General features: G+C 66.1%; 18 protein-coding genes. 10 read left to right on the top strand and 8 right to left on the bottom strand.

Annotated elements, in window-relative coordinates; genetic code table 11:
• Positions 1-13 precede the first annotated feature (13 nt).
• Positions 14-919 carry an EamA family transporter gene (locus tag ACODSU_RS17080; RefSeq protein ID WP_488843452.1) on the bottom strand — a complete coding sequence of 302 codons (906 nt, stop codon included), beginning with the start codon at positions 917-919 and terminating at the stop codon, positions 14-16.
• A 75-nt stretch (positions 920-994) separates the two neighbouring features.
• Between ACODSU_RS17080 and ACODSU_RS17075 the strand changes: the two genes are divergently transcribed.
• The 4 genes from ACODSU_RS17075 (at position 995) to ACODSU_RS17060 (ending at position 4769) form a co-directional block, all read left to right on the top strand.
• Complete coding sequence (locus ACODSU_RS17075; RefSeq protein WP_488843450.1) at positions 995-1510, top strand: MarR family winged helix-turn-helix transcriptional regulator; 516 nt, start codon at positions 995-997, stop codon at positions 1508-1510.
• Between the two features lie 39 nt (positions 1511-1549).
• Positions 1550-2311, top strand: a complete 762-nt coding sequence (locus ACODSU_RS17070) for an SDR family NAD(P)-dependent oxidoreductase (RefSeq protein ID WP_488843448.1) — start codon at positions 1550-1552, stop codon at positions 2309-2311.
• Positions 2312-2402: 91 nt separating this feature from the next.
• Positions 2403-3587, top strand: coding sequence for a beta-ketothiolase BktB (gene bktB / locus ACODSU_RS17065; protein WP_488843446.1), 1185 nt, complete (start codon positions 2403-2405; stop codon positions 3585-3587).
• Positions 3588-3785: 198 nt separating this feature from the next.
• Positions 3786-4769 carry a tripartite tricarboxylate transporter substrate binding protein gene (locus ACODSU_RS17060; RefSeq protein ID WP_110958878.1) on the top strand — a complete coding sequence of 328 codons (984 nt, stop codon included), beginning with the start codon at positions 3786-3788 and terminating at the stop codon, positions 4767-4769.
• A gap of 69 nt (positions 4770-4838) precedes the next feature.
• On the opposite strand, the gene ACODSU_RS17055 is transcribed toward ACODSU_RS17060, so the two are convergent.
• The 4 genes from ACODSU_RS17055 to ACODSU_RS17040 all read right to left on the bottom strand — a co-directional run bounded on the left by ACODSU_RS17055 (position 4839) and on the right by ACODSU_RS17040 (position 10193).
• Positions 4839-5276, bottom strand: a complete 438-nt coding sequence (locus ACODSU_RS17055) for a universal stress protein (RefSeq protein ID WP_056067661.1) — start codon at positions 5274-5276, stop codon at positions 4839-4841.
• Positions 5277-5396: 120 nt separating this feature from the next.
• A complete protein-coding gene (locus ACODSU_RS17050; protein ID WP_488843443.1) occupies positions 5397-6176 on the bottom strand; it encodes a 2OG-Fe dioxygenase family protein in 780 nt (259 codons plus the stop codon).
• Between the two features lie 345 nt (positions 6177-6521).
• On the bottom strand, positions 6522-7007 hold the full coding sequence (locus tag ACODSU_RS17045; protein ID WP_291444511.1) for a hypothetical protein: 486 nt from the start codon (positions 7005-7007) through the stop codon (positions 6522-6524).
• Between the two features lie 225 nt (positions 7008-7232).
• Entirely contained in the window at positions 7233-10193 is a 2961-nt protein-coding gene (locus tag ACODSU_RS17040) for an EAL domain-containing protein (RefSeq protein ID WP_488843441.1), read from the bottom strand.
• 123 nt (positions 10194-10316) lie between these two features.
• On the opposite strand from ACODSU_RS17040, the gene ACODSU_RS17035 reads away from it, so the two are divergent.
• On the top strand, positions 10317-10691 hold the full coding sequence (locus ACODSU_RS17035; RefSeq protein WP_209819826.1) for a PilZ domain-containing protein: 375 nt from the start codon (positions 10317-10319) through the stop codon (positions 10689-10691).
• An 85-nt stretch (positions 10692-10776) separates the two neighbouring features.
• Here ACODSU_RS17035 and ACODSU_RS17030 read toward each other — a convergent pair whose 3' ends face one another.
• Positions 10777-12462 (bottom strand): long-chain fatty acid--CoA ligase, encoded by a 1686-nt coding sequence (locus ACODSU_RS17030; protein ID WP_476018304.1) that lies wholly within the window; start codon positions 12460-12462, stop codon positions 10777-10779.
• Positions 12463-12731: 269 nt separating this feature from the next.
• Here ACODSU_RS17030 and ACODSU_RS17025 point away from each other — a divergent pair, with 269 nt between their 5' ends.
• The gene (locus tag ACODSU_RS17025) at positions 12732-13088 is read left to right on the top strand and encodes a hypothetical protein (protein ID WP_209819828.1); all 357 of its coding nucleotides are present in this window, start codon (positions 12732-12734) and stop codon (positions 13086-13088) included.
• Between the two features lie 94 nt (positions 13089-13182).
• Here ACODSU_RS17025 and hrpA read toward each other — a convergent pair whose 3' ends face one another.
• Positions 13183-17268 carry an ATP-dependent RNA helicase HrpA gene (gene hrpA / locus ACODSU_RS17020; RefSeq protein ID WP_488843439.1) on the bottom strand — a complete coding sequence of 1362 codons (4086 nt, stop codon included), beginning with the start codon at positions 17266-17268 and terminating at the stop codon, positions 13183-13185.
• A gap of 106 nt (positions 17269-17374) precedes the next feature.
• On the opposite strand from hrpA, the gene ACODSU_RS17015 reads away from it, so the two are divergent.
• The 4 genes from ACODSU_RS17015 to argA all read left to right on the top strand — a co-directional run bounded on the left by ACODSU_RS17015 (position 17375) and on the right by argA (position 23614).
• Complete coding sequence (locus ACODSU_RS17015) at positions 17375-19258, top strand: serine hydrolase domain-containing protein (protein WP_488843437.1); 1884 nt, start codon at positions 17375-17377, stop codon at positions 19256-19258.
• A gap of 347 nt (positions 19259-19605) precedes the next feature.
• Positions 19606-19851, top strand: a complete 246-nt coding sequence (locus ACODSU_RS17010) for a hypothetical protein (RefSeq protein ID WP_060985330.1) — start codon at positions 19606-19608, stop codon at positions 19849-19851.
• A 1-nt stretch (position 19852) separates the two neighbouring features.
• Entirely contained in the window at positions 19853-21943 is a 2091-nt protein-coding gene (locus ACODSU_RS17005) for an AAA family ATPase (RefSeq protein WP_488843435.1), read from the top strand.
• A gap of 324 nt (positions 21944-22267) precedes the next feature.
• Positions 22268-23614: an amino-acid N-acetyltransferase gene (argA, locus tag ACODSU_RS17000; protein ID WP_015014347.1), complete on the top strand. Its 1347-nt coding sequence runs from the start codon at positions 22268-22270 to the stop codon at positions 23612-23614.
• Here argA and blaACA read toward each other — a convergent pair.
• Entirely contained in the window at positions 23611-24525 is a 915-nt protein-coding gene (gene blaACA, locus ACODSU_RS16995; protein WP_488843433.1) for an ACA family class A beta-lactamase, read from the bottom strand. The two genes, argA and blaACA, sit on opposite strands and share 4 nt — an antisense overlap.
• Positions 24526-24631: the final 106 nt, after the last annotated feature.

Here is a 24631-nt window from a genome sequence, read left to right as displayed (position 1 = left end):
AAGTATTTGCTGGTCACCGCCCTCCCGGCGGCACGGGGCGCGACATGGCCCACTGCACGGCCAGGATGCTTGCCAGCACCACCAGCATGCCCACCAGCGACACCCCCGTCATGGCCTGCCCCAGCAGCGCCCAGCCCAGCAGCACCGCCGTGACGGGGCTCAGCAGCCCCAGTGACGACACCGCCACCGACGGCAGCCGCGCAATGCCACGGAACCACAGCGCATACGCCACCAGCGCGCCTGCCAGGCTGAGGTACAGATAACCCGCGATATTGGTGAGGGTGAGTGCAGGCAAAGGCGGGTCCACCGCCCACGCCACCGGCGCCAGCATGAGGCCGCCCGCCAGCAACTGCCAGCCGGTAAACGCCAGCACCGGCAAGTCAGACCGCCAGCGCCGCGACCAGAACGTGCCCGCCGCCATGCACAGCGTGCCCACCAGCGCGGCCGCCACGCCCACCATGTCCCAGCGTGCACCGGGCGACAACAGCAGCGCCGCCATGCCCAGCACACCGAAAGCCCCCGCAGCCAGGGCCAGTGCGGGCGGGCGCCGGTGGTCCAGCGCCCAGGTCAGGCCCATCACCACCAGCGGCCCCACGGCGCCCACCACGGCCGCCACGCCGCCGGGCAACCGGTAGGCCGCCACAAACAGCAGCGCCTGGAACACGCCAATGTTCAGCGCCGCCAGCACCATGAGGCGCCGCCACCCCACCCAGTCGCCCCAGGCCGGCCAGCGGCGGCACCACAGCACCAGCAGCAAGCCCGCGGGCAAGGTGCGCAGCAGTGCGGCGGTGAAGGGCCGGTCGGGCGGCAACAGCTCGGTGGTGACGATGTAGGTCGAGCCCCAGATGACCGGTCCGAGCGCTGTGGTGAGCGCATCCAGCCAGGTTGAGGAACTTGCAGAAGCACGTGAAGCAGCCATATATTTATCTTCAAATCAAGACAAAAACTCTACCATACAATCTCGAATTCAAGACAAATCAACCACCACAAGCCCATGGCCACCCCACGCCAACCCGACGCCGTCGACGCCATCCTGGCCCAGTGGAAGCGAGAGCGCCCCGACCTGGACGCTAGCCCCATGGGCCCCATCGGGCGCATCAAGCGCTGCGCCGCGCTGCTGGAGCGGCGGCTGGATGAAACCTTTGCCGACTTCGGCCTGAGCCGCTGGGAGTTCGACATGCTGGCCACGCTGCGCCGCAGCGGCGCGCCCTACTGCCTGGCGCCGACCACGTTGTTCTCCACGCTCATGGTCACCTCTGGCACCATGACGCACCGCATGGCCAAGCTCGAAGCCCAGGGCTGGATCGAGCGCCTGCCCAACCCGGCCGACGCCCGCAGCTCGCTGGTGCAGCTCACGCCCCAGGGGCTGGAGCTGATCGACCGCGCAGTGGAGGCCCATGTGGCCAACGAACACCGCATCCTTTCGGCCCTCAAGGCGGCCGATATAGCGGCGCTGGACGCACGGCTGGCCTTGCTGCTGGCCGCGCTGGAGTCACGCAGAGGGCAGTGACAACCCCCGCCCCTGTGTACTGCGCAGTAACATGGCGGGATGCCTCAAAACCACCTCTACATCCTCACCGGCGCATCGCGCGGCATGGGCCTGGCCATGGCCCAGCAGCTTTTGCGCAGCGGCAACACCCTGATCTGCATTGCCCGCAGTGCCAACGACGACCTGGCCGCCGAGGCCCGGGCCGCAGGCGTCACCATTGAACAGTGGCAGCAAGACCTGTCGCAGGGCGAGCAGGCGGCCCATAAACTGCAAGCCTGGCTGCAAGCCCAGGGCCCTCAGGCGTTTGCCAGCGCCACCCTCATCAACAACGCAGGGATGATCCCGCGCATTGCCCCCCTATCGGCCAGCGACGCGGACGACCTGGCCACCGCCTTGCGCGTGGGGCTGGAGGCGCCCATGCAGCTCACCGCCGCCTTCCTGGGCGCGACGGACGCCTGGACGGTGCCGCGCAAGGTGCTCAACATCTCGTCGGGCCTGGGCCGCCGGGCCATGGCCTCGCAGGCCGCCTACTGCGCCGCCAAGGCGGGCATGGACCATTTCACGCGCTGCGTGGCGCTGGACGAGGCCCTTAAGCCCCATGGGGCCAAGGTATGCTCGCTGGCTCCCGGTGTGATCGACACCGACATGCAGGTTCAGCTGCGCGGCGCCGACCCGGCCGCCTTCCCGGACCGCCAGAATTTCGCCAACCTCAAGACGGGTGGCCAGCTCACATCGCCTGCCGACGCCGCCACCCGCGTGCTTGCCTGGCTGGAGCGCGCAGACTTCGGCACCAACCCGGTGGCCGACGTGCGCGAGGCGTGAGCCCGATTACTCCTATTTTGATAGCTTCAACCGCATGATTCACTAGCGCTTGCAGCCATTTTGACCTGAATTTCTCTGAAAGGACCTCCCCATGACCCGTGAAGTCGTCGTCGTCAGCGCAGTGCGCACCGCCATTGGCACATTTGGCGGCAGCCTCAAGGACGTGCCCCCCACCGAGCTGGGTGCACTCGTCGTGCGCGAATCGCTTGCCCGCGCCAACGTGGAAGGCAAGGACGTGGGCCACGTGGTGTTCGGCCATGTGGTCAATACCGAGCCCAAGGACATGTACCTGTCGCGCGTAGCGGCCATCAACGGCGGCTGCGCCGAGGGCACGCCTGCGTTCAACGTCAACCGCCTGTGCGGCTCGGGCCTGCAGGCCATCGTCAGCGCCAGCCAGTCCATCCTGCTGGGCGACACCGACGTGGCCATTGGCGCCGGTGCCGAGAACATGAGCCGCGCGCCTTTTGCCAGCCTGAACATGCGCTGGGGCGCCCGCATGGGCGACACCAAGATGGTGGACATGATGATCGGCGCGCTGCACGACCCCTTCCACAACATCCACATGGGTGTGACGGCCGAGAACATCGCCGCCAAGTGGGGCATCAGCCGTGAAGACCAGGACAAGCTGGCCGTCGAGAGCCACAACCGCGCAGAACGTGCCACGCAAAACGGCCTGTTCAAGGACCAGATCGTCCCCGTCACCCTGAAGAGCAAGAAGGGCGACGTGCAGTACGCCACCGACGAGCACTTCCGCCCCGGCGCCACGATGGACGACCTGGCCAAGCTCAAGCCCGTGTTCCTCAAGGAAAACGGCACGGTCACCGCCGGCAATGCCTCGGGCATCAACGACGCTGCCGCCGCCGTGGTGCTGATGGAAGCCGGTGCCGCCAAGGCCCGTGGCGCCAAGCCCCTGGCCCGCCTGGTGGCCTACGCCCACGCGGGCGTGGACCCCAAGTACATGGGCATCGGCCCCGTACCCGCCACGCAGCTGGCGCTGAAGAAGGCGGGCCTCACTGTCAACGACCTGGACGTGATCGAAGCCAACGAGGCCTTCGCCGCCCAGGCCTGCGCCGTGACCAAGGACCTGGGCCTGGACCCCGCCAAGGTCAACCCCAACGGCTCGGGCATCTCGCTGGGCCACCCCATTGGCGCCACCGGTGCGCTCATCACCGTCAAGGCCATCCACGAGCTGCAACGCATCCAGGGCCGCTACGCGCTGGTGACCATGTGCATTGGCGGCGGCCAGGGCATTGCGGCGATTTTTGAACGCCTCTGACCCGCACTGACCTGCATGCGGGTGCGCACACTGCCATCGCCACCCGCGATGCTGCCACCCGCTATTGGCAATGCGAGCGCCACGGTCGATCAGCGATCATTGGCGCCCGCTGCCCCAGATCAGCCGGGCCACCGCAGCCGCACCTAGCGGCTCAAAGGCCGCCCGTACACCACTGAACCGACGGAGACAACCCTCACCATGATGCGCACCCTGCTTTCCTTCACCGCCCTCGCCTTTGCGCTGGGCACCACAGCCCACGCCCAGGCGCCAGCCCCTGCGGCGGCCTACCCGGCCAAGCCCATCCGCCTGATCGTGCCCTTCCCACCCGGCGGCGGCACCGACATCCTGTCGCGCCTGGTGGCCACCAAGCTCACCGAGAGCGCCAAGTGGACCGTGGTGGCCGATAACCGCGCCGGCGCCGGCGGCACCATCGGCATTGGCGAGGCCGTCAAGGCCGCGCCCACAGGCTATGACTTGGTCATGGGCCAGAAGGACAACCTCGTCATCGGCCCCTGGCTGTACAAGAACCTGCCCTGGGACCCCACCAAGGACCTGACCGCCGTGGCCCATGTGGCCTACACGCCCGTGGTCATTGCCACCAGTGCCAACTCCAAGTTCAAGACACTGGCCGACGTGGTGGCTGCCGCCAAGGCTGCGCCCGGCACCATCACCTACGGGTCGCCCGGCAACGGCACCTCCATCCACCTGGCGGGTGACCTGTTCGAGAAGGCTGCGGGCATCAAGCTCAGCCACATCCCGTACAAGGGCTCCAACCCTGCGCTGATGGATGCGCTGTCGGGCAACGTGGACTTGCTCATGTCCTCGGTGCCATCGGCCATGGCCCAGATCAAGTCGGGCAAGCTGCGCCCGCTGGCCGTGACCTCGGCCAAGCGCAGCTCGTCCATGCCCGAAGTGCCCACCGTGTCCGAGTCGGGCTTCAAGGACTTTGATGTGAGCACCTGGTACGGCGTGTTTGCGCCCGCCGGCACACCGGCCACCGTGGTGAACATCGTCAACGCAGAAATCAACAAGCTGCTGGCCACCCCTGAAATGAAGGCCGCCATCCACGCCCAGGGCGCCGAGCCCGAGGCCATGTCGGCCGCTCAGTTCAACACCCTGCTCAAGACCGACTACGCCAAGTGGAAGGGCATTGTGGAAGCCTCGGGCGCAAAGATCGAGTGACCGCCTGAAGCGTACTCTGCAATAAAAAACGGCTCCGAAAGGAGCCGTTTTTGCATGGGGCAAGGACGCTCAGTCCCGCACCACCAGCACAGGGATGTGCACCACACCCAGCACACGCTGCGTGACGCTGCCCAGCACCAGCTTTTCCAGGCCACGGCGGCCATGCGAGCCCATCACGATGAGGTCGGCGCCCGTGCTCTCCAGCGCGCGCAGGATGCCGTCGTGCACTGCATGGCCCTCCCCCACCACGGTGGTGACCTGCACACCCGCATCGGCCATGGCCTGCTTGGTGGCATCCAGCGCTGCATTGGCCTCGGCCGTGGCGGCACTGATGTATTGGGCCTGTCCGTAGGCAAAGTCGGCACCCACGCCGGTGAAGGGATACGGGTCGATCACATACACCGCAGTGACGGCGCTGCCAAAGGTCTTGGCCAGGCCTGCGGCCTTGGAGACGGCCAGCATGGAGGTCTTGGAACCGTCGACAGGAACCAGAATGTGCTTGAACATGGTGCTTCTCCTTGGGTTGAATGGTGTGACGGGCTTGTGGCCCCACAGTGACCAGTGTGAACCGCCACCATACCCCGCATCTTGATTCGCATCAAATCGGATGCACTTCTGCCGCAGTGTTCAAACCCCCGACGGCGCCTGCCCCACCACATCCGCACCCTGGAAGTTGCCCCGCCGGCAGGTCACCACCAGGGTGTCGCGGTAGCCCCCGTCCTTTAGCGGCTGGATGGGCGTGGACTCGTGGATCATGCGCGCATCGTCCAGCAACAGCAGGGACCAGGGCTCGGTCAGCGTAAAGCGTTGTCCGGCAGGGCCGTTGGCCTCGAACACCCGCGTCTCACCGCCCTTGACGCCCTCGCGCCCCACCAGAAACACCGCCACAAGATCCACCCCATCGCGGTGGGCGCCTTCGGGTGTGGGGCGGCCGATGCCGTCGGTGGTGTCGATGCGGAACTGGTGCGCCTCGACAAACCACGGCACCGGCGCCTGAGGCCCGGCAAACACAGCGTCCGACACGCCCGCCAGAGCGGCGAGCAACTGCTGCCACACGGGCTGCGCCACAGTCGCGGGCTCCATGGGAGCAAACCAGCGCTCCATACCGCCGTGCAGGGCGTTGTATTCCACTGGCTGCCAGTGGGCACGGTGCGGCACCTGCTGCATCTGGCCCTGCTGCAGCACAAAACAGGCATGGCGACGGCGACGGTAGCGGCCACCATCCTTCAGAAATTCATCGGGGGGAAGATCTGCCCAATCGGTATTGAGCGCCATGAGCACCGACAGATCACAGCCGACCCACTCGGCCACTGCGGCCGGGCTGAGCACCGCAAAACCGCTGTGGCGCAACTGGCTGGCAACATCAGCCGGTTGGGTGAAAGGGGGAGAAAAGGAGACTTGGGCCATAGGGGCCCAAGCTTAACCGCTGGTGCGACCCCCTCCTCTGCGCTGGCGCAAACCCTGCGAAATGCAGGGTGGTTTAGAGCCTGTTCTAAGTCTTTTTGGAGTCGCACAAGTACCTTGCCGGGATGAGATGCCAGGCGCGGTGCGCAGCCAATAGCCCGTGCTATTGGCAAGCGCCGCAACGCCGCAGACCGCCCGGCAAGGCACTTGCCCGAAGGGTTGGAGTGAAATCGGGCGATTGGACGCCCCGGCTGCTTGCATGGGCACGAGCCCATGCGGCGCATCCGAAGCATCCACTCATCCCGATTTCACTCCAATGCGATCTCCAAAAAGACTTTGAACAGGCTCTTAGTCCCGATGTCCATGGCCCTTGCCACGGCCCTCTCCGCGCCCGGGACCGCGATCGTGGTCATGGCGGTCATCGTGGCGATGGTCATGGTCCCAGCGGCGGTCGTCCCGGCCATGGGGCCCGCGGTGCGGGTTGCCGCGGCGGGGAGGTGGCTCCTGCACAAAATACACCGGCTGGCTGCAGGCGTTGTAGCGTGCGCAATGCTTGCTCCAGTTCTTGGCATGGCCGGGCGGCACGTACATGTAGATGGGCGCACGGGGCACCACCACCGCAGGGCGCTGGATGATGACGGGCTCTGCGTAAAGCAGAGGAGGTGGTGGCGCGTTGCCAATGTTGATGCGGCCATACACACCGGGAGCCAGTTCGCCCCCCACGGTGGCGTTGACATAGGCCTGCGCATGGGCGCCGCCGCCCAGGCCCAGCAGCACGGCGGCAGCCGCGCCAGAAACAAGAAGGCGGATCGTGGGAAATAGATTGTTTTTCATGGAAAGCTCCTGAGGGCTACTCCACCCTGCATACGAACACAGATGCGGGGTGGCGGAGGCCGTGCGTCAGTCATACGGTCGGCCGTACGCTGAGTCACGTGGCGTGCCGTACCTTACACCGTTCACAGGCTACCCAATGTCAGCCATTGGCGACAAATGTGGGCAACCCATGGGCAGCCCATGGATAACGCCCGGCGGAGGGTACCCTGCCGACAAAAAAAGGCGTCACCAAGTCGTCGCGCTGGCCACCGACTGCACCAGCGCATCGGCAGGCCCGGGGCGGCCGAACAGGTAGCCCTGCCAGGTGTGGCAACCCAGACTGGCCAGCATGTCGCGTTGCTCCTGTGTTTCGACCCCCTCAGCAATCACCCCCAGGTCCAGGCTGTGGGCCAGGGTGACGATGGTGCGGGCGATGCTGGCGTCGTTGGCATCGGTGAGCAGGTCGCGCACAAAGCTCTGGTCGATCTTGAGCTGGTCCAGCGGCAAGCGTTTGAGATAGCTCAGGCTCGAATAGCCCGTGCCAAAGTCATCCAGCGAGAAGCCCAGGCCCGACGCGCGCAGGGTGTCCATGCGCAGGATGGTGTCCTCAACATCGTCCAGCAGCAGGGTCTCGGTCAACTCCAGCTTCAGCCGGTGCGGGTTCGCGCCGGTTTCTTCTAGCACGCCCAGCACTTCATCCACAAAGTGGCTGTGGCGGAACTGCCGGGCGCTCACGTTCACGGCCAGGGTCCAGTGGGCTGTCTGCGGGTCGCGGGCCCACTCCACCAGTTGCAGGCAGGCCGTGCGCAGAATCCACACGCCCAGCGGCACGATGAGGCCGGAAGCCTCGGCCACCGGAATGAATTCGGCCGGCGACACCAGCCCGCGCTGCGGGTGCTGCCAGCGCACCAGGGCCTCGGCGCCCACAATGCCGCGCTGCTGGTGGATTTGCGCCTGGTAGTGCAACAAGAATTGCCCTTCGCGCAGGCCGTCGCGCAAACCCGCCTCCAGCAGCGTGCGCGCGGTCACGTTGGCCTGGGTGCGCGGATCAAAGAACCGCAGGGTGTTGCGGCCAGCGCCCTTGGCCTGGTACATGGCCATGTCGCCGTGCTTGAGCAATTCGTCCACCGAACCACGCGCATCCGCATACAGCGCGATGCCGATGCTGCAGGAGCTGTGGTGCGCGTGGCCGTCGAGCTGGTAGCTCTGGCTGAGCGCCTGCAGCACCGTGCGCCCCACCGTTTCGGCCTGGGCAGCGGCTTCGTGCACCTGGGGACTGAGCCCCTCCAGCAGCACCACAAACTCGTCCCCGCCCAGGCGGGCCACGGTGTCGCCCATGCGCACACAGCCCCCCAGGCGCGCAGCCACCTGGCGCAGCAGCTGGTCGCCCAGCTCGTGCCCTTGGGTGTCGTTCAGGTCCTTGAAGTTGTCCAGGTCCACAAACAGCAGCGCGCCGCCCGCTCCCGAGCGCGCGCAGGCGGCCAGACTGTGCTGCAGGCGGTCGTTCATCAGCCGGCGGTTGGGCAGGCCGGTGAGCGGGTCGTAGAAGGCCAACAGGCGGATTTCCTCCTCGGCCGCCTTGCGGCTGGAGATGTCTGTCTGCGTGCCCACGTAATGGGTGATCTCGCCGCGCGGCGAACGCACGGTGGTGATGGTGATCCAGGCCGGGTATTCGGTGCCGTCCTTGCGCCGGTTCCACACCTCGCCTTGCCACATGCCACTGGAGTGCAACGTGTTCTGCATGGCCGCGTAAAAAGATGCGTCCTGCCGGCCCGAGTGCAGCAGGCGCGGCGTCTGGCCCACCAGTTCATCCACCGAGTAGCCAGTCAGCCGCGCGTACGCCTGGTTGGCCTTGAGGATGCGCTGGTCTGGCCCCGTCACGATCATGCCCTCGAACGACTCGAACACCGTCGCCGCAATCTGTAGTGACTCTTCGGCCTTGCGTCGCTCGGTGATGTCGGTGGAGATGCCGCACAGCGCATAAATGCTGCTGTCCGCATGGCGCAGCGGTATCTTGATGGACAGGAACGCGCGTGTCTCCCCCGTGGCGGCGGGGGTGTTGACTTCTTCAGCCTCCAGCGTCTCGCCGTCCTCCAGCACCCGCCGGTCATTGGCCCTCAGCCGTTGCGCCGTGGCTGCGTCGAAAAACGCCGCATCGTCATGGCCCAACACCTCGTGCGCGGGTCTGCCAAAGTAATGCAGCGTCTGGTGGTTAACGTACTGGTAGCGGAAGTCCTTGCCCTTGATGTAGATAAGCGCGCCCACGCTGTCCAGAATGGTGGCGAGCTTTTGCTCGCTCTCCCGCAGGTGGCGCGTACGCTCTTGCACCTGCCGGCGCAAGATGGCAACCATCAACGCAGCCAGTAAGCTGAACGCCACCAAGCCCGCAAGCCCACGCCACACCCAGGGCGAAATCTGCCCCCCGGGGTCTTGCCCGCCCCAATGGCGCATCACCTGGGCATAGGCGGGATCGGCGCCGCTGCGCCAAGCCTCGACCGACCGGTCTATCGCCGCCAGCACCTCGGCGTTGCGCCCGGGGCCGGTTGCGAAGAAGAGCGCTGCGGGCTGGAACACGATGCCCGTATCCACCACCCCGTAGCGGGCCGAATGAAAGTTGCCGAACAGGTGGTTGGAGATGACCGCATCGGCCTCGCCCCGCTGCACCATGGCAAACGCTTCGATGAGGCTAGGGGCATCCACCAGAGACACCTGGATGCCAAAGCTGTCCACCATATTCAAGAAGGTGGACCGCTGCACGGAGCCCTTGAGCACCGCCACCCGCTTGCCCTGCAGGTCGAAAAGCGAATAGATGGGGGCGCCCGAGGTCCGGTAGATCTGCGACCAGCTGTGCAGCACCGGCAGGCGGTGAAAGTCGTACAGGATCTCGCGCTCGGGCGACCGGGCCACATCGGGCATAAGGTCCAGTTGCCCCTCTCGCAGCGCATCCAGGCAGTCCTGCCAGCTGCAAGGCACATATTTCAGGGTCCACTGCTCGCGGGCCGCCACCAGTTGCAGCAGGTCCACAAAAATGCCTGCAGCCTTGCCATCGGCATCCACAAACACCTTGGGCTCGTTGGAATACACCCCCACACGCAGCTCGCGCGGGGCGGCGGCAATGCTGGCGCTGGCCGTCAGTACGGCCACCCACACAATGCCTTTGAGCCACGCGGCGCAGCGCCGCACCAGCCAGTTCACGCCAGGTTTCACACCGGCCCCTTGGTGATGGAGAACCCATAGTAACTAATGCTTGCAAAAACCTCCAAAAATTAACTGCCGTGCGCCGGTTGGGTTAGCATGTGTTCCACACCCCGCCCCGCCCAGGAGACAGCGATGCCCCATGAACGCCGCCACTTCGTCCGCGTTGGTTTTGATGCGCCGGCCCTGCTGACCACGGCCACCGCTGCGTTCAGCGTTCATGTGCTGGATCTGTCCCTCAAGGGCGCTCTGATCATGGTGCCCGCACAGGCGGCATTGGGGCAAGGCACCTTGTGCCAACTGACCATTCCCCTGGCCGACACGGGCAACCACATCGCCATGTCCACCGAGGTAGCCCACGTGCAGGGCCTGCACACCGGGCTGCTGTGCAAGGGCATCGATCTGGACAGCGTCACCCACCTGCGCCGCCTGATCGAGCTGCAACTGGGCGACCCCGCCCTGCTGGAGCGGGACCTGGGCGAGCTGACGATGGCGGGCGCGGCGCACTGACGGCTGCCGCAGGCGCGAGCGCCGCTGCTGCAGCGGCGCTTCTGGTTCTCTTTGCGCGCTGGTCAGACCAGCCGGTGCCGCCCGATCACTGCGCCTCCTGCTCCTGCAGTGCGCGCCACATCACCTTGCCGCTCCCGCTCTTGGGCAACGCAGGCACAAACTGCACGATGCGCGGCACCTTGTATACCGCCATGTTCTCGCGGCACCAGTCGATGATCTGCTGCTCGGTGGTGTCCTTGTGCGTGGCGCGCAGCACCACCACCGCCTTCACCGTCTCGCCCCGGTAGCTGTCCTTGGCCGCGATGATGCAGGCCTCCTGGATGGCAGGGTGGCGGAACATCAGCGCTTCGACCTCGGCAGGCCACACCTTGAAGCCGCTGGCATTGATCATGCGCTTGAGCCGGTCGGTCAGGAAGAAGTAGCCGTCCTCGTCCATGCGCCCCAGGTCGCCTGAGCGGAAGAACCGCTTGCCCTCGAACTCGATGAAGGCCGATGCCGTGGCATCGGGCCGCTTCCAGTAGCCCTCGAACACCTCGGGGCCATGGATGATGATCTCGCCCTGCTCGCCCACGGGCAGTTCCTGCAACGTGTCGGGGTCGATCACCCGCGCATCGGTGCTCATGAACGGAATGCCCAGGCACTGCTGCTTGGGATGGTCGGGCGGGTTGGCGTGCGACGGAGCGGCCGTTTCGGTCAGGCCATAGCCTTCCGCGTAGCGCAGGCCATATTGCTCCAGCAGGCGCTGCGCCACGGCCTGCGGCATGGCCGCGCCGCCACCGCCGATATAGGCCAGGCTGGACAGGTCATAGCTGGCAAAGTTCGGGCTGCCCAGCAGGTCGATGACCATGGTGGGAATGTTGGTCCAGGTGGTGACCTGGTAACGCGATATCAGGCGCCCTGCCAGGTCGCGGTCCCAGCGGGGCATGATGACCAGCGTGGCGCCGCAGTAAATGGACGTGTGCATCACGCTCACCATGCCGGTGATGTGGAACATGGGCACCACCGCCAGCGTCACATTGTCGGCAGACCCATTGCCCCACAGGCTGCTGGCCACCGCGTTGTGCATGACGCTTTTGTGCAGGTGCATGCAGCCCTTGGGCAGCCCCGTGGTGCCGCTGGTGTAGGGCAACAACGCCAGGTCGGCCGGGCCCACCGACAAGGCAGGGGGCGCGACGGTGCAAGCCAGGGCATCCACCCACGCGTGGGCCTGCCCGCCCTCCAGCGCAGGCAAAGGGTGGCGTGTGCCCAGCCAGTCCATCCAGGCCTCGGGCGGCGCATCCATGCCGGTCACGCCCACGTCAAACGCATCCGAGAACTGCGTGACCACCAGATGCGCCAGCCGCTCGCCAGCGGCCAACGCGTTACTTGCCTTGGCCATCTCCGGGGCCAGATCGCCGGTGGTGATTGCCACCTTGGTGTCGGGGTCGGTGATGTAGTGCTTGAGCTCCTCAGCCCGGTTCATGGGGTTGACCGGCACCACCACTGCGTTGGCGCGAAGGATGGCAAAGTGCGCCATCACCAGCTGCGGGCAGTTCTGCATGCACAGCACCACCCGGTCGCCACGCTGCACCCCCAACTGGGCCAGCCGCGCAGCCAGGCGCTCCGCGCCTTCCATCAGCTGACGGTAGCTGACCGTGGTGCCGAAAAACACCAACGCCGCCTTGTCGGGGTAGCGACGTGCATTGGTCGCCAGGTTGTCCCACAGCGAGGTGGCAGGCAGCGTGATGGCATGGGGAAGGCGGCGGGGCCAGAACTTGTAGTGAGGTCGCATGGGGCTGGATTTCCTTAGAAGCCACCAGCCTAGGTCGCATGGAGCCCGAGGACATTGGGGATGCCACTGATGAATGGTCGCGCAGGCGACCGTTACCCCATGGCGCGCAGACGGAACACGCTGTCGACAAAAACAAGTGGTTACCAAATGCCTTGCCGCTAAGATCGCCGGAAGGCAGCCGTGCTAGGTCCATGCGTTCATTCAGCCAGTTGCCGCACGAAGGCCGACGTCGTCCCTACCTCAACCTACCGAATCACGCTCTGCAAAGCATGCTCACAGCCCTGTACTACGCATTGATGCTGCTCGTCGGATACGTCTGGTACCGCTACGGGCAAAAGCTACTGCGCCAGGGCCCACGGGATGACAGCGGCGAGTACACCAAATCACCACTGGGACCTTTCAGCTTTCTGGTCGTGGCGGGGATCGGGTGCTATCTGCTCTATGAAGCGTTGCGCGCGATGGTTCTGCGCCAGATTCCGTGCGTTGGCAAGGGCTGCGCAGGGCAGATCTACACGCTGGCCGAGCATGCTGACAAATATTGGGCGAACCTGTTTTTCGTGGTGTGGATGGTGGTTGCGCTGGCGTATGCCATGTACGTGACCTTCAAGCTCTGGACACGGCCCTGACGTCCGCAGGCCACTGTCGGATTCGTGCTGCCCGGGGGGCCAACTCACATCGCATATCGCAGCCGGGCGCAGTACCCGCGGACCGGCAGCGCGTTCAACTTTGAATCTGCGCCCACAGCTTGTCCAGCCGCTTGACGCTCACCGGCTGCGGCGTGCGCAGCTCTTGCGCAAAGAAGCTCACGCGCAGTTCCTCCAGCAGCCAGCGCAGCTCTTGCATGCGCGCATCCACCGCGCCCTTGCGCTCGGCGACCAGGCGCCAGTAGCGCTGCTCTTGCGGGCGCAGTTCGGCCAGTTTGGCGGCGTCGCGGGCAGGGTCGGCGCGGTATTTGTCCAGCCGCAGGGTGATCGCCTTGAGGTAGCGGGCATAGTGGGCCAGTTGCGCCCAGGGGGCCACGGCGATGAAGTTCTTGGGCACCAGGCGTTGCAGCTGTTGCTGCGCGTCGGCCGTCGCATCCGGGGCGTTCTTGGTGTCCTTGATCTTGCGGGCAGCGGCGGAGTATTCGGTGAGGATGGTGCCCGCCAGACGCGCGACCTCATTGGCGATGAGTGTGAGGCGGCCTCGGCCCTCCTCCACACGGCGCTTGAAGGCGAACTCGTCGGTGGGCAGCGGGTCGAGCAGGAAGGCGCGGTCCAGCGCCACGTCGATGATCTGGGTGCGCAGCTCTTCCTGCGTGCCCAGGGGCATGTAGGCCACGGCCATTTTCTGCAGGTCGGGGATGTTCTTTTCCAGGTACTTGAGCGCGTCCTTGATCTGCAGCGCAAACAGGCGGCGCAGGCCGGCGCGGTGCTTGGCGGCGGCCACCTCAGGCTCGTCGAAAACTTCGATGGTGACGGCGTCGCCTCCGTCGATGAGCGCGGGAAAGCCGATCAGCGTCTGGCCGGCTTTCTTGATCTCCATGAGTTCGGGCAGCTCGCCAAACGTCCAGGCCGTGTAGCGCTGGCCCGCAGGGGCGGATGGCGTAGTGGTCGCAGGTTTCGCGGAGCCGGGTGCAGGGCCCTTTACTCCTGATTTGATAGCTGTTTGCGCTTTACCATCAAGCGCTGGAGGCATATTTGGCTCAGATTTTTCTTTCTCAGCCCCGCCACCACCCAGCTTGAGCCCCGCCAGCGCCTGAAACGCGCCCCGCGCCTTGGCGCCCCACTCCGCCTTCAGCGCGCCCAGGTTGCGGCCATGCCCCAGCTGGCGGCCGTGCTCGTCCACCACGCGGAAGTTCATGAACAGATGAGGGCTGAGCATGTCGAGCTTGAAGTCGGCGCGCTTCACGTCCAGCGATGTTTCGTCGCGCACCTGCTTGAGCAGCACATCGGTCAGGCTGCCGGTGCCAAAGCGCTCGGGCGCACCCAGCAGCTCGGCCAGGCGCGTGGCAGATTCGGGCAGCGGCACAAAGCGGCTGCGCGGGCGCTGGGGCAGGCTTTTGAGCAGGGCCTGGATCTTGTCCTTCAGCATGCCGGGCACCAGCCATTCGCAGCGCTCTTCGCTCACCTGGTTGAGCACAAAGAGCGGGATGGTAACGGTGATGCCGTCACGCGCATCGCCGGGCTCGTGTAGGTAGCTCGCAGCGCAGTCCACGCCGCCCAGGCGCACCGTCTTGGGAAACGCGTTGGTGGTGATGCCTGCAGCCTCGTGGCGCATCAGCTCTTCGCGGGTGAGCTTGAGCAGGTCGGGTTGCTTTTTGCTTTCGTCGCGGTACCAGGCCTCAAAGCTATGGCCGCTGCACACTTCGGGCGGCAGTTGCTGGTCGTAGAAGGCGTAGATGAGTTCGTCGTCCACCAGCACATCCTGGCGGCGGGACTTGTGCTCCAGCTCTTCGACCTTGGCGATCATCTTCTGGTTGGCGGCCAAAAACGGCAGGCGCGTCTCCCAGTTGCCGCCCACCAGCGCCTCGCGGATGAACACCTCGCGCGCGGCGTGCGGGTCTACCTTGCCGAAGTTCACGCGGCGGTTGTTGTAGACCACGATGCCGTACAGCGTGGCGCGCTCCAGCGCCACGACCTCGGCGGACTTCTTCTCCCAATGCGGGTCCAGCAGTTGCTTCTTCAGCAAGTGGCCGCCGATCTGCTCCAGCCACTGCGGCTCAATCGCAGCGATGCCCCGGCCGAACAGGCGCGTGGTCTCGACCAGTTCCGACGCGATGATCCAGCGGCCGGGCTTCTTGTTGAGGTGCGCGCCCGGGTGCTTGTAGAACTTGATGCCACGCGCGCCCAGGTACCAGTCCTCCTCGTCGCTTTTGCAGCCGACGTTACCCAGCAGCCCGGCCAGCATGGACAGGTGCAGTTGCTCGTAGCTGGCGGGCTGGGTGTTGATCTGCCACTTGTGCTCGGTCACCACTGTGAGCAGCTGGGTGTGGATGTCGCGCCACTCGCGCAGGCGGCGGATGCTGATGAAGTTCTGGCGCAGCAACTGCTCGTACTGGCGGTTGCTGAGTTTGTGGGTGGCGGCTGGGGCGGCGGGTATTGCTGCTGCAGCAGCCGCTGCAGGCGCGCCGCCGCGCCGCTCCACGGGCAGGTACGCCTGCGACGGCGCCTTCTGCGCGGCCATGGCTTTTTGGGCACGGGCCGACGGCAGGCTGGGCGCCCCGCCCCGGGCCTCGTTGATCCACTTCCACAGCTTCAGATACCCGCTGAACTCGCTCTTGTCGTCGTCGAACTTGGCGTGCGCCTGGTCGGCCTGCTGCTGCGCTTCCATAGGACGGTCGCGCACGTCCTGCACGCTCAGGGCGCTGGCAATGATGAGCACCTCGTCCAGCGCCTTGCGGTCGCGCGCCTCGATGATCATGCGGCCCACGCGCGGGTCCAGCGGCAAGCGCGACAGCTCCACGCCCACGGACGTGAGTTCGTTGGCGTCGTCCACCGCGCCCAGCTCGGCCAGCAGCTGGTAGCCGTCGGCAATCGCGCGGCCCGAGGGCGCCTCGATGAACGGAAACTGAGTGACGTCGCCCAGGTGCAGCGACTTCATGCGCAGGATGACGCCGGCCAGCGAGCTACGCAAAATTTCGGGGTCGGTAAAGCGCGGACGGCTGTTGAAGTCTGCCTCGTCATACAGGCGGATGCAGATGCCGTTGGCCACCCGGCCGCAGCGGCCCGCGCGCTGGTTGGCGGCGGCCTGGCTGATGGGCTCGACCAGCAGCTGCTCCACCTTGCTACGGAAAGAGTAGCGCTTGACGCGCGCTGTGCCTGCGTCAATGACGTATCGGATGCCCGGCACCGTGAGCGAGGTCTCGGCCACGTTGGTCGCCAGCACGATGCGGCGGCCCGTGTGGCCGTCAAAGATGCGATCCTGCTCGGCTTGCGACAGGCGCGCGAACAGCGGCAACACCTCGGCATTGCGCATCACCGGCTGGTGCGACAGGTGCTTGCGCAAATGGTCTGCCGCCTCGCGGATCTCGCGCTCGCCGGGCAAAAAGACCAGGATGTCGCCCGCAGCATTGCCCTGCCAGAGTTCGTCCACGCCATCGGCAATGGCCTCGTTCAAACCGTAGTCACGGCTTTCTTCAAACGGGCGGTAGCGCTGCTCCACCGGAAAGGTGCGGCCCGACACCATGATGACCGGAGCCGGGCCCTTGGCGCTTTCAAAGTGCTTGGCAAACCGGTCCGCATCGATCGTGGCCGATGTGACGATGACTTTCAGGTCCGGCCGGCGCGGCAGGATCTGGCGGATGTAGCCCAGCAGAAAGTCAATGTTGAGGCTGCGCTCGTGCGCCTCATCGATGATGATGGTGTCGTAGGCCTTGAGCAGCGGGTCGGTCTGCGTCTCGGCCAGCAAGATGCCGTCGGTCATCAGCTTGACGGACGCATCGCGGCTCAAGCGGTCCTGAAACCGCACCTTGAAGCCCACCACGTCGCCCAGCGGCGTGTTCAGCTCTTCGGCAATGCGCTTGGCCACGCTGCTGGCGGCAATGCGGCGCGGCTGGGTGTGGCCAATCAGCTGCCCTTTCTGTCCGGGCTTGGCATTGCACTTGCCCCGTCCCAGCGCCAGCGCGATCTTGGGCAGCTGGGTGGTCTTGCCCGAGCCCGTCTCACCACACACGATGATGACCTGGTGCTTGGTGATGGCCGCCATGATCTCTTCGCGCTTGCCCGAAACGGGCAGGGAATCAGGAAAAGTGATGCGCAGCGGCGTGGTGGCAGGGGCGGCGCGGGGGGCGGGAGACGTGGGGGAGAGAGGCGCGGATTCGGTCATGAAGGCACGCATTATCCGAGAGCCGGGGTTTTCGGTATGTAATGCGCACACCTTCTCCACCGCGCGGCGATGTCTCCGTGGCCGGTGGGCCCCTTGGAACAGCCGCATGCCCTTGCAGACATCTGCCCCCACACCCGCTGCCGACGACCACGCCGCAACTCGCCCCCCACCCCGCTCCCCGTCCCGCCGCGACTGGATGGCATGGGCGGGCACCACCGCAGTGGCACCTTGGCTGCCAGGCTGCGGTGGCAGCAACAACCCGGGGCCCCAGCTGCCAGCCACCATGGCCTGGGGCCGCCAGGAGATCCGGCAGGCCATGCAGGCGAGCCGGGCGCGGGCGGCATCGATTGCGCTGCTGCAGGGCGAGCGCCTGGTCTGGCAAGAGGCGTTTGGCGTGCTGGACGACAGCACCCGCACGCCTACCACCCCCGATACGCGCTTCAACGTGGGGTCTGTGAGCAAGGTGCTGGCAGCACTGGCCGTGATGGTTCTGGTGGACCGCCAGCTGGTGGAACTGGACGCACCCGTGGTGAGCTACTTGCCGCAGTTCGCTATGCTGTCGCCGGGCTACCGCGACATCACGGTGCGGCACCTGCTGAACCATACGTCGGGGCTGCCCGGCACCCACACCCACAACCTGTTTTCGTTTGCCCCGCAACCGGGCTATGCGGCCGAACTAGAGGCTGCATTGGCCGACGTGCACCTGAAGCACGCACCCGGCGCCATGGCGGTGTACTGCAACGATGGTTTCACCCTCGTCGAGCGCATCGTGCTCGCGGTCACCGGGCAGGCCTATCCGGCGTTCGTGCAGTCGGCCATCCTCAACCCGCTGGGCATGGCGCGGTCGGGCTACACGCTGCAGCCGCTGCCCCCAGGCAGCTTTGCCCACGGCTACATCGGTGATGCCCGCCAGGGCCAGGAGTTTGTGATGGGCTACGCCACCAGCGGGCTGTGCACCACCCCGGGCGACATGATGAAGCTGGCCGCCCTGCTGATGCGGGGAGGTGAACTGGACGGCCAGCGCATCGTCTCGAAAGCCGCAGTGGCCGAAATGGGCAGCGCGCAGCACCAGGACATGCGCCTGAGCCACCTCACCCTCGACTGGCACGCGGGCCTTGGCTGGGACAGCACCCAGCACCCGGGACTGGACGCCGCAGGCTTTGTGGCTTGGCAAAAGAGCGGCAACACGATGTTCTACGCCAGCGACTTCTACGTGCTGCCGCAAGCGGGCCTGGCGCTGCTGATCACCGGCAGTGCGCCCGGCTTCAAGCCGGGACCCGTTGCCGAAGGCATACTGCTGCGCGCGCTGCAAGAAACAGGGCAGCTGAGCATGCTGCCCCCCAAGGTGTCGGCGGCCTTCCCGGCGCAGGCCACCATCTCCTCCAGCGCGGTGGACGCCCTGCTGGGCATCTACGGCTGCTCCGCACGTCCCATCAAAGCCAGCTCGCCCGACAGCCAGCAGGTGGATTTGTCGATCTGGTCCGCCAAGGCCCAGGGATGGGAGTCCCTGTGCACCGGGCTGCGCCTGTGCAGCGATGGCTGGTGGTGGTCGGACGCCCAGCCCCGCACGCAGTACCGCTGGGAGCAGGTCGAAGGCCGCCGCTACCTGCTTGCGCGCGAGACAGCCACGGCCGGGCACTACGGGGTTGCCACAACGGTGGCACAGCAGATGCAGCGGGCCCCCGCCCCGCTACCGCCGCAGTGGTCGGCGCGGCTGGGCAGCACGTGGCTGCTGGCCAACGAGGCGCCCGACTCCATCCCGCTGGCCATGGGCATGGGGGCCGCCTCCCTGCAGGAGCTGCCAGACCTGCCCGGCTACCTGCTCTGGGACGACAGGCAGTTCCTGCTCCCCCTGTCGGCAGACCGCGCGGGCATGGCGGTGCAGGTGCCCCACAACGCGGGCCGCGACCTGGTGGAGCTGGTGGTGCGCACGCACGACAAGGACGAGTGGGTGCACGCCGCAGGCTGGATGTATCGCCGCCACGATTGAGCTGCCCTGCCCCCGTGCAATGTGCGGGCAATGCGCACACACTGTGCGTTTTGTGCGACACATCGGCCAGCGCCGCGCCCCCCTGCGCTTGCCACGCGCAGCACGCCTCGCCACAATCGCGCCTTCTTTCAGCACTGCGCGGCCATGTCGGCCAGCCCCTGAGAGCCCTGGAGGTCACCGCTATGTTTGTTCCTTTGTTCGCTCCCGCCTGACCACTGTCCACCGCCCCGGCTGGACTGTGTTTTCACGCATCCAGCCATGGCAGACAAGCGACCTCCTGCACTCCCGTGCAGCGCTCCACAAGCCCTGGCTTATTTGCCGGGGTTTTTTGTTTGTGGAATGCACACATGAGTGCCAAAAAACTGTCTCGGGCCTTCGCCCAGGGTGAAATCAAGAAGCTGCGCCGCATGAAGCAGCCCCTGGTGCTGAAGCTCGAAGCCTCGGGCCCGCCCCGAAACCCTGTGGCCGCAGCGCTGGCCCAACGCAGCCTGTCCAGCGCAGCAGGCAAGCACATCCGAACCCGTGGGGCCCAGCGCCGCGCTGACAACGTCGCCCTGCGAAAGGCGATCCAGAGCCCCTTTTTGAACGATTGACATGAATCCCTTCAACAACCCCCTGCCGCCACACCAGCGGCATCCCACTCCGCATTCGGCGCTGGCCGGTGTGCCAACGCACGCGGTGCACCCCGCACCCGTGCGTGCCCAAGCGGTCGGGCCTTCCACGGTGCTTGCCAGCAGCGCAGAACTGGCCCAGCGCCAGCAGGCCTTGGCCCACGCGGCGTTGCAACTGAAAGCCGAGCTGTTCGGCATCGACGATGTGATCGACCGCGTGATCAACGCCATCCGCGCCTGGTACGTGCTGCCGCAGCTCATCACCCGGCCGGTCATCGTGTGCCTGTGGGGCCTGACCGGCACCGGCAAGACGCAGCTCACGCGGCGGCTGGCCCAGCTGTTGGGCTTTTACGACCGGTTTGTGGAAGTGCAGATGGACGGCTTCAGCCACGGCGCGAGCTACCGCAGCTCGTCCATCTCCGGCATGCTGGGCGACTCGGGCATCCACGAAGGCATGCCGGGCATCCTGGTGCTGGACGAGTTCCAGCGCTTTCGCACGGTGGATACCAAGGGCGCCGACGTGAAGGTGGAGCGCTACCAGGACGTGTGGACGCTGCTGTCCGACGGGCGCCTGCCGCCAGCCTTGAGCGCGCTGTCCAACATCGAGCGCAAGCTGGCCGATGCGCACTACGAGGCCGAGCGCGCCGAAGATGACGACGACCGCGCAGGCAAAAAACCGTACCGCTTTCAGCTGGACGCCTGGGATGCGCAAGAACTCAAGCGCATGCTGAAGCTGCAGGAGCCGCTGTCCGCCATCATGCAGTGGCCGCCCTCCAAGGTGCAGGCGCTGTTTGCCAGCTTTCAGCAGTCCAGCCATGCCTGGGAGACCGACTACAGCAAGCTGCTGGTGTTCGTGTGCGGCAACCTCGACGAGATGTACCACGAGACCGCGCAACGCGTGGAAGACTGCGACACCGATGCCGACATCTTTCACCGCCTGACGCGCAAACTCTCGCTCATCGATGTGAAGAAGGCGCTGGGCGAACGCTTCAAGCCCGAGCAGATCGCGCGGCTGGGCAATGAACATGTGGTCTACCCGTCGTTCAGCAAGGCGACGTATGAGCGCCTCATCCATAACCTGTGCACACGCTATGTGGACGATATTGCCGCGCAGTGTGGCGTGCGGTTTGCCATCGGGCAGGATGTGCTGAGCGAGTTGTATGCCAACGCCGTGTTCCCTGCGCAGGGCACGCGGCCATTGTTCTCCTCAGTGCACGCGATCCTGAGCGCAAATCTGGTCAACGCCGCGTTGTGGGTGGTGCAACAGCAGCTCTCGCTGGAGCAAGAGTTCGTCATTCACCTGGCGCCCGACAAGCGCCACCTGCTGGTATCGGGCCAGGGGCCTGCAGGCAGGGTGCAGGCTGCGTTTGCGGTGACGCTGGAGCTGAACCGGCTCAAGCAGCGGGCCAACGCAGACTTTCGGGCCCTGCTGGCCGTGCATGAGGCGGGCCATGGGTTGGCCTACTGCGTGTTGTTCGGCCACGCTCCGCAAGAGGTGAAGATCAACATCGCCTCGTTCGAGGGCGGGTACAACAGCTTCTCCAGCCTCAAGGCCACCACGCGCCAGAACGCGCTGGACATGATGTGCGTAGGCCTGGCAGGCCGCGTGGCGGAGGAACTGGTGTTTGGCGAAATGGCCTGCACCACCGGGGCCGAGCAGGACTTCAAGCAGGTGACGGCCGAGGCGGCGCGCTACATCCGCCACCATGGCTTTGGCGCGCGGCAGGCCCGCACCGATGTCACCGTGGAGATGGACAACCACGTCAACACCGACATCGGCCCCAGCAACGAGGCCATCGAGGCGCTGATGCAGCAGCAATACCAGCGCGCCCAGGCGCTGCTGACCACGCACCATGAGGCCCTGGGGCGCACGGTGGACGCGTTGCTGGCACACGGCACCATCGCCCCGGCGGAGATGGTGGCGCTGCTGCAAGGCTGCGGCATTGCGCTGGCCCCACCCTCGGACGCTGCGGGCACCTTGCCCGAAGAAGGCCTGGTGCTGGAGCCGTTTGGTGCCAAACTCAGCGCGTTTCGCGCACGCGGGGCGGCGTCCGCTGCACCTCAGCTGGTGTGACACCCAGCACGAGAGACGAAAGATCGACATGGCCAGCGGGTTTTCCGAGCCCGGCGACGGGCTGCACTACGCCGAGCACATCTCGGTGCCGATGCGCCTCGAAAGACGCTCCCCACCATGTGCTGCGCCTGACAGTGCGTGGCGAGCCCCCATGCAGCGGGGTGGGTTTGACCGGCCGGAAGATGCCGAACGCTGGCGCCGCCGCGTCGCGGCGCTGTTCCAGGCTCACCCTGGCTGCGCGTGCAAATCCCGGCACCCGGTCCCTAAGGACACTTATCATTCGCACCTCGCGCATTACCACCACCGTCCCAACCGCCCTCCTCCATGTCCGCCGTTTTCAACTTCACCTTCGTCCCCTGGTTCCGCTCGGTGGCGCCGTACATCCACAAGTTCCGCAACCAGACGTTTGTGATCGGGCTGACGGGTGAGGCGATTGCGGCCGGCAAGCTGCACAGCATTGCGCAAGACCTGGCATTGATCCAGGCCATGGGCGTGAAGATCGTGCTGGTGCACGGCTTTCGCCCGCAAGTGAACGAGCAGCTGGCGGCCAAGGGGCATGCGGCCAAGTATTCGCATGGCATCCGCATCACTGACTCTGTGGCGCTCGACTGTGCGCAGGAGGCCGCCGGGCAGCTGCGCTACGAGATCGAAGCCGCCTTCAGCCAGGGCCTGCCCAACACGCCCATGGCGGGCGCCACGGTGCGGGTGATTTCGGGCAACTTCCTCACGGCGCGGCCCGTGGGCATTGTGGATGGGGTGGACTTCCAGCACTCAGGCCTGGTGCGCAAGGTGGATGTGGCCGGCATTCAGCGCACGCTGGACATGGGCGCGCTGGTGCTGCTGTCGCCGTTTGGCTTCTCGCCCACGGGTGAGGCCTTCAACCTCAGCATGGAAGAAGTGGCCACCAGCGTCGCCATTGAGTTGCGGGCCGACAAGCTGATCTTTTTGACCGAGGTGCAGGGCATCCGCATGTCGCCCACCGAGCCCGAGAGCGACGACAACCCCATCGACACCGAGCTGCCGCTGGCCGCCGCGCAGGCCCTGCTGGCACAGTTGCCGCCCGCCCAGCAGCCCACGGACACGGGCTTTTACCTGCAGCACTGCGTGAAGGCCTGCAAGGCCGGTGTGGAGCGCAGCCACATCCTGCCGTTTGCGGTGGATGGCTCGCTGCTGCTGGAGGTGTATGTGCACGACGGCATCGGCACCATGGTCATCGACGAGAAGCTGGAAGAGCTGCGCGAGGCCACGATCGACGATGTGGGCGGCATCCTGCAGCTGATCGAACCCTTCGAGAAGGATGGCACGCTGGTCAAGCGCGACCGCACCGAGATCGAGCGGGACATCGCCACCTACACCATCATCGAACACGACGGCGTGATCTTTGGCTGCGCCGCGCTCTACCCCTACCCCGAGGCCAAGACGGCGGAGATGGCCGCCGTGACGGTATCGCCACAAAGCCAGGGCACGGGCGACGGCGAAAAGCTGCTCAAGCGCATCGAGCAGCGTGCACGCTTGCTGGGGCTGGACAGCATTTTTGTGCTGACCACCCGCACCATGCACTGGTTCATCAAGCGCGGCTTCTCGCCCGTAGACCCGGACTGGCTGCCCGACGCCCGCAAGCGCAAGTACAACTGGGACCGCAAGAGCCAGGTGCTGGTCAAGAAGCTCTAAGCACAGGTGAACGCAACGCGTGCGGTCGCCACGGCGCGCGCCACCTGGGCAATCGCCGCATCCCGCTGCTCGCCGGACGCTGTAGAGCGCGTGAGGTAACAGGTCACCAGCACCGGCGCGCCGCCGCCCTGCGGCCACAGCACGCCGATGTCGTTGGCCGTGCCGCTGTCGCCCGCCGTGCCTGTCTTGTCGCCCACCTTCCAGCCCGGCACACCGGCGCGCAGCCGTTTGTCGCCCGTGCTGGTCTCCACCAGCCAGCGCTGCAGCCAGGCCCGGGACGTGGGGCTGAGCGCGTTGCCCAGCACCAGTTTCTGCAGGGTCTGCAGCATGGCCAGCGGCGTGGTCGTGTCACGCGGGTCCCCCACGGCAGCCTCATTTAGCGTGGGCTCGGTGCGGTCCAGCCGCGTGACCTCGTCACCCAGCGAACGTACGAATCCGGTGAATCCGGCCGGGCCGCCATGGCGGGCCAGCAGCACATTGGCGGCGGTGTTGTCGCTCAGGCTCACGGTGGCAGCGCACAGCTCGCCCACCGTCAGGCCACCACCGTCGCCCGCACGCGCGCCGCTGACGGGCGAGTACGCCACCACGTCGGCCGCTGCGTAGTGCACACGCGCATCCAGCCGCTCCTTGCCCTGGTCCACCAAGGCCAACATCCAGCCGGCGAGCACCAGCTTGAAGGTGCTGGCCATGGCAAACCGCTCGTCTTGCCGCCAGCCCAGCGCCAGGCCCGACCCGGTATCGAGCATGGCCACACCCAGGCGGCCCTGCGCAGTGCGTTCGATGCTGGCGAGGGCTTCGCTCCACGCGCGGGTGGTCTGGTCGCGCCGGTCGGGGTTGCGGACGGCTGCGCAACCCCACAAAGGCAGGGCCGTGGCGGCCATCAAACCCAAGGAAAACTGTCTTCTTTGCATATCGATTGGAAGCGTAGTGGGGAACAAGGCCCGAACGATACGGAGGTTCAGCCCCCAGCACCATCGACAATAATTGCCAAAAGCCCCAAGAAAAACTTTGATCTTT

The organism is Acidovorax sp. FG48, assembly GCF_057809085.1.
This window is presented reverse-complemented; position numbering and strand designations above follow the sequence as displayed.

Bases quoted from the DNA above. Each gene is read 5' to 3' on its own strand.
- hrpA (WP_488843439.1), bottom strand. From the start codon at position 17,268: ATGACCGAATCCGCGCCTCTCTCCCCCACGTCTCCCGCCCCCCGCGCC.
- bktB (WP_488843446.1), top strand. From the start codon at position 2,403: ATGACCCGTGAAGTCGTCGTCGTCAGCGCAGTGCGCACCGCCATTGGC.
- ACODSU_RS17015 (WP_488843437.1), top strand. From the start codon at position 17,375: ATGCCCTTGCAGACATCTGCCCCCACACCCGCTGCCGACGACCACGCC.
- argA (WP_015014347.1), top strand. From the start codon at position 22,268: ATGTCCGCCGTTTTCAACTTCACCTTCGTCCCCTGGTTCCGCTCGGTG.
- ACODSU_RS17045 (WP_291444511.1), bottom strand. From the start codon at position 7,007: ATGAAAAACAATCTATTTCCCACGATCCGCCTTCTTGTTTCTGGCGCG.
- ACODSU_RS17070 (WP_488843448.1), top strand. From the start codon at position 1,550: ATGCCTCAAAACCACCTCTACATCCTCACCGGCGCATCGCGCGGCATG.
- ACODSU_RS17035 (WP_209819826.1), top strand. From the start codon at position 10,317: ATGCCCCATGAACGCCGCCACTTCGTCCGCGTTGGTTTTGATGCGCCG.
- ACODSU_RS17005 (WP_488843435.1), top strand. From the start codon at position 19,853: ATGAATCCCTTCAACAACCCCCTGCCGCCACACCAGCGGCATCCCACT.
- ACODSU_RS17055 (WP_056067661.1), bottom strand. From the start codon at position 5,276: ATGTTCAAGCACATTCTGGTTCCTGTCGACGGTTCCAAGACCTCCATG.
- ACODSU_RS17060 (WP_110958878.1), top strand. From the start codon at position 3,786: ATGATGCGCACCCTGCTTTCCTTCACCGCCCTCGCCTTTGCGCTGGGC.
- ACODSU_RS17030 (WP_476018304.1), bottom strand. From the start codon at position 12,462: ATGCGACCTCACTACAAGTTCTGGCCCCGCCGCCTTCCCCATGCCATC.
- blaACA (WP_488843433.1), bottom strand. From the start codon at position 24,525: ATGCAAAGAAGACAGTTTTCCTTGGGTTTGATGGCCGCCACGGCCCTG.
- ACODSU_RS17025 (WP_209819828.1), top strand. From the start codon at position 12,732: ATGCTCACAGCCCTGTACTACGCATTGATGCTGCTCGTCGGATACGTC.
- ACODSU_RS17075 (WP_488843450.1), top strand. From the start codon at position 995: ATGGCCACCCCACGCCAACCCGACGCCGTCGACGCCATCCTGGCCCAG.
- ACODSU_RS17080 (WP_488843452.1), bottom strand. From the start codon at position 919: ATGGCTGCTTCACGTGCTTCTGCAAGTTCCTCAACCTGGCTGGATGCG.
- ACODSU_RS17010 (WP_060985330.1), top strand. From the start codon at position 19,606: ATGAGTGCCAAAAAACTGTCTCGGGCCTTCGCCCAGGGTGAAATCAAG.
- ACODSU_RS17050 (WP_488843443.1), bottom strand. From the start codon at position 6,176: ATGGCCCAAGTCTCCTTTTCTCCCCCTTTCACCCAACCGGCTGATGTT.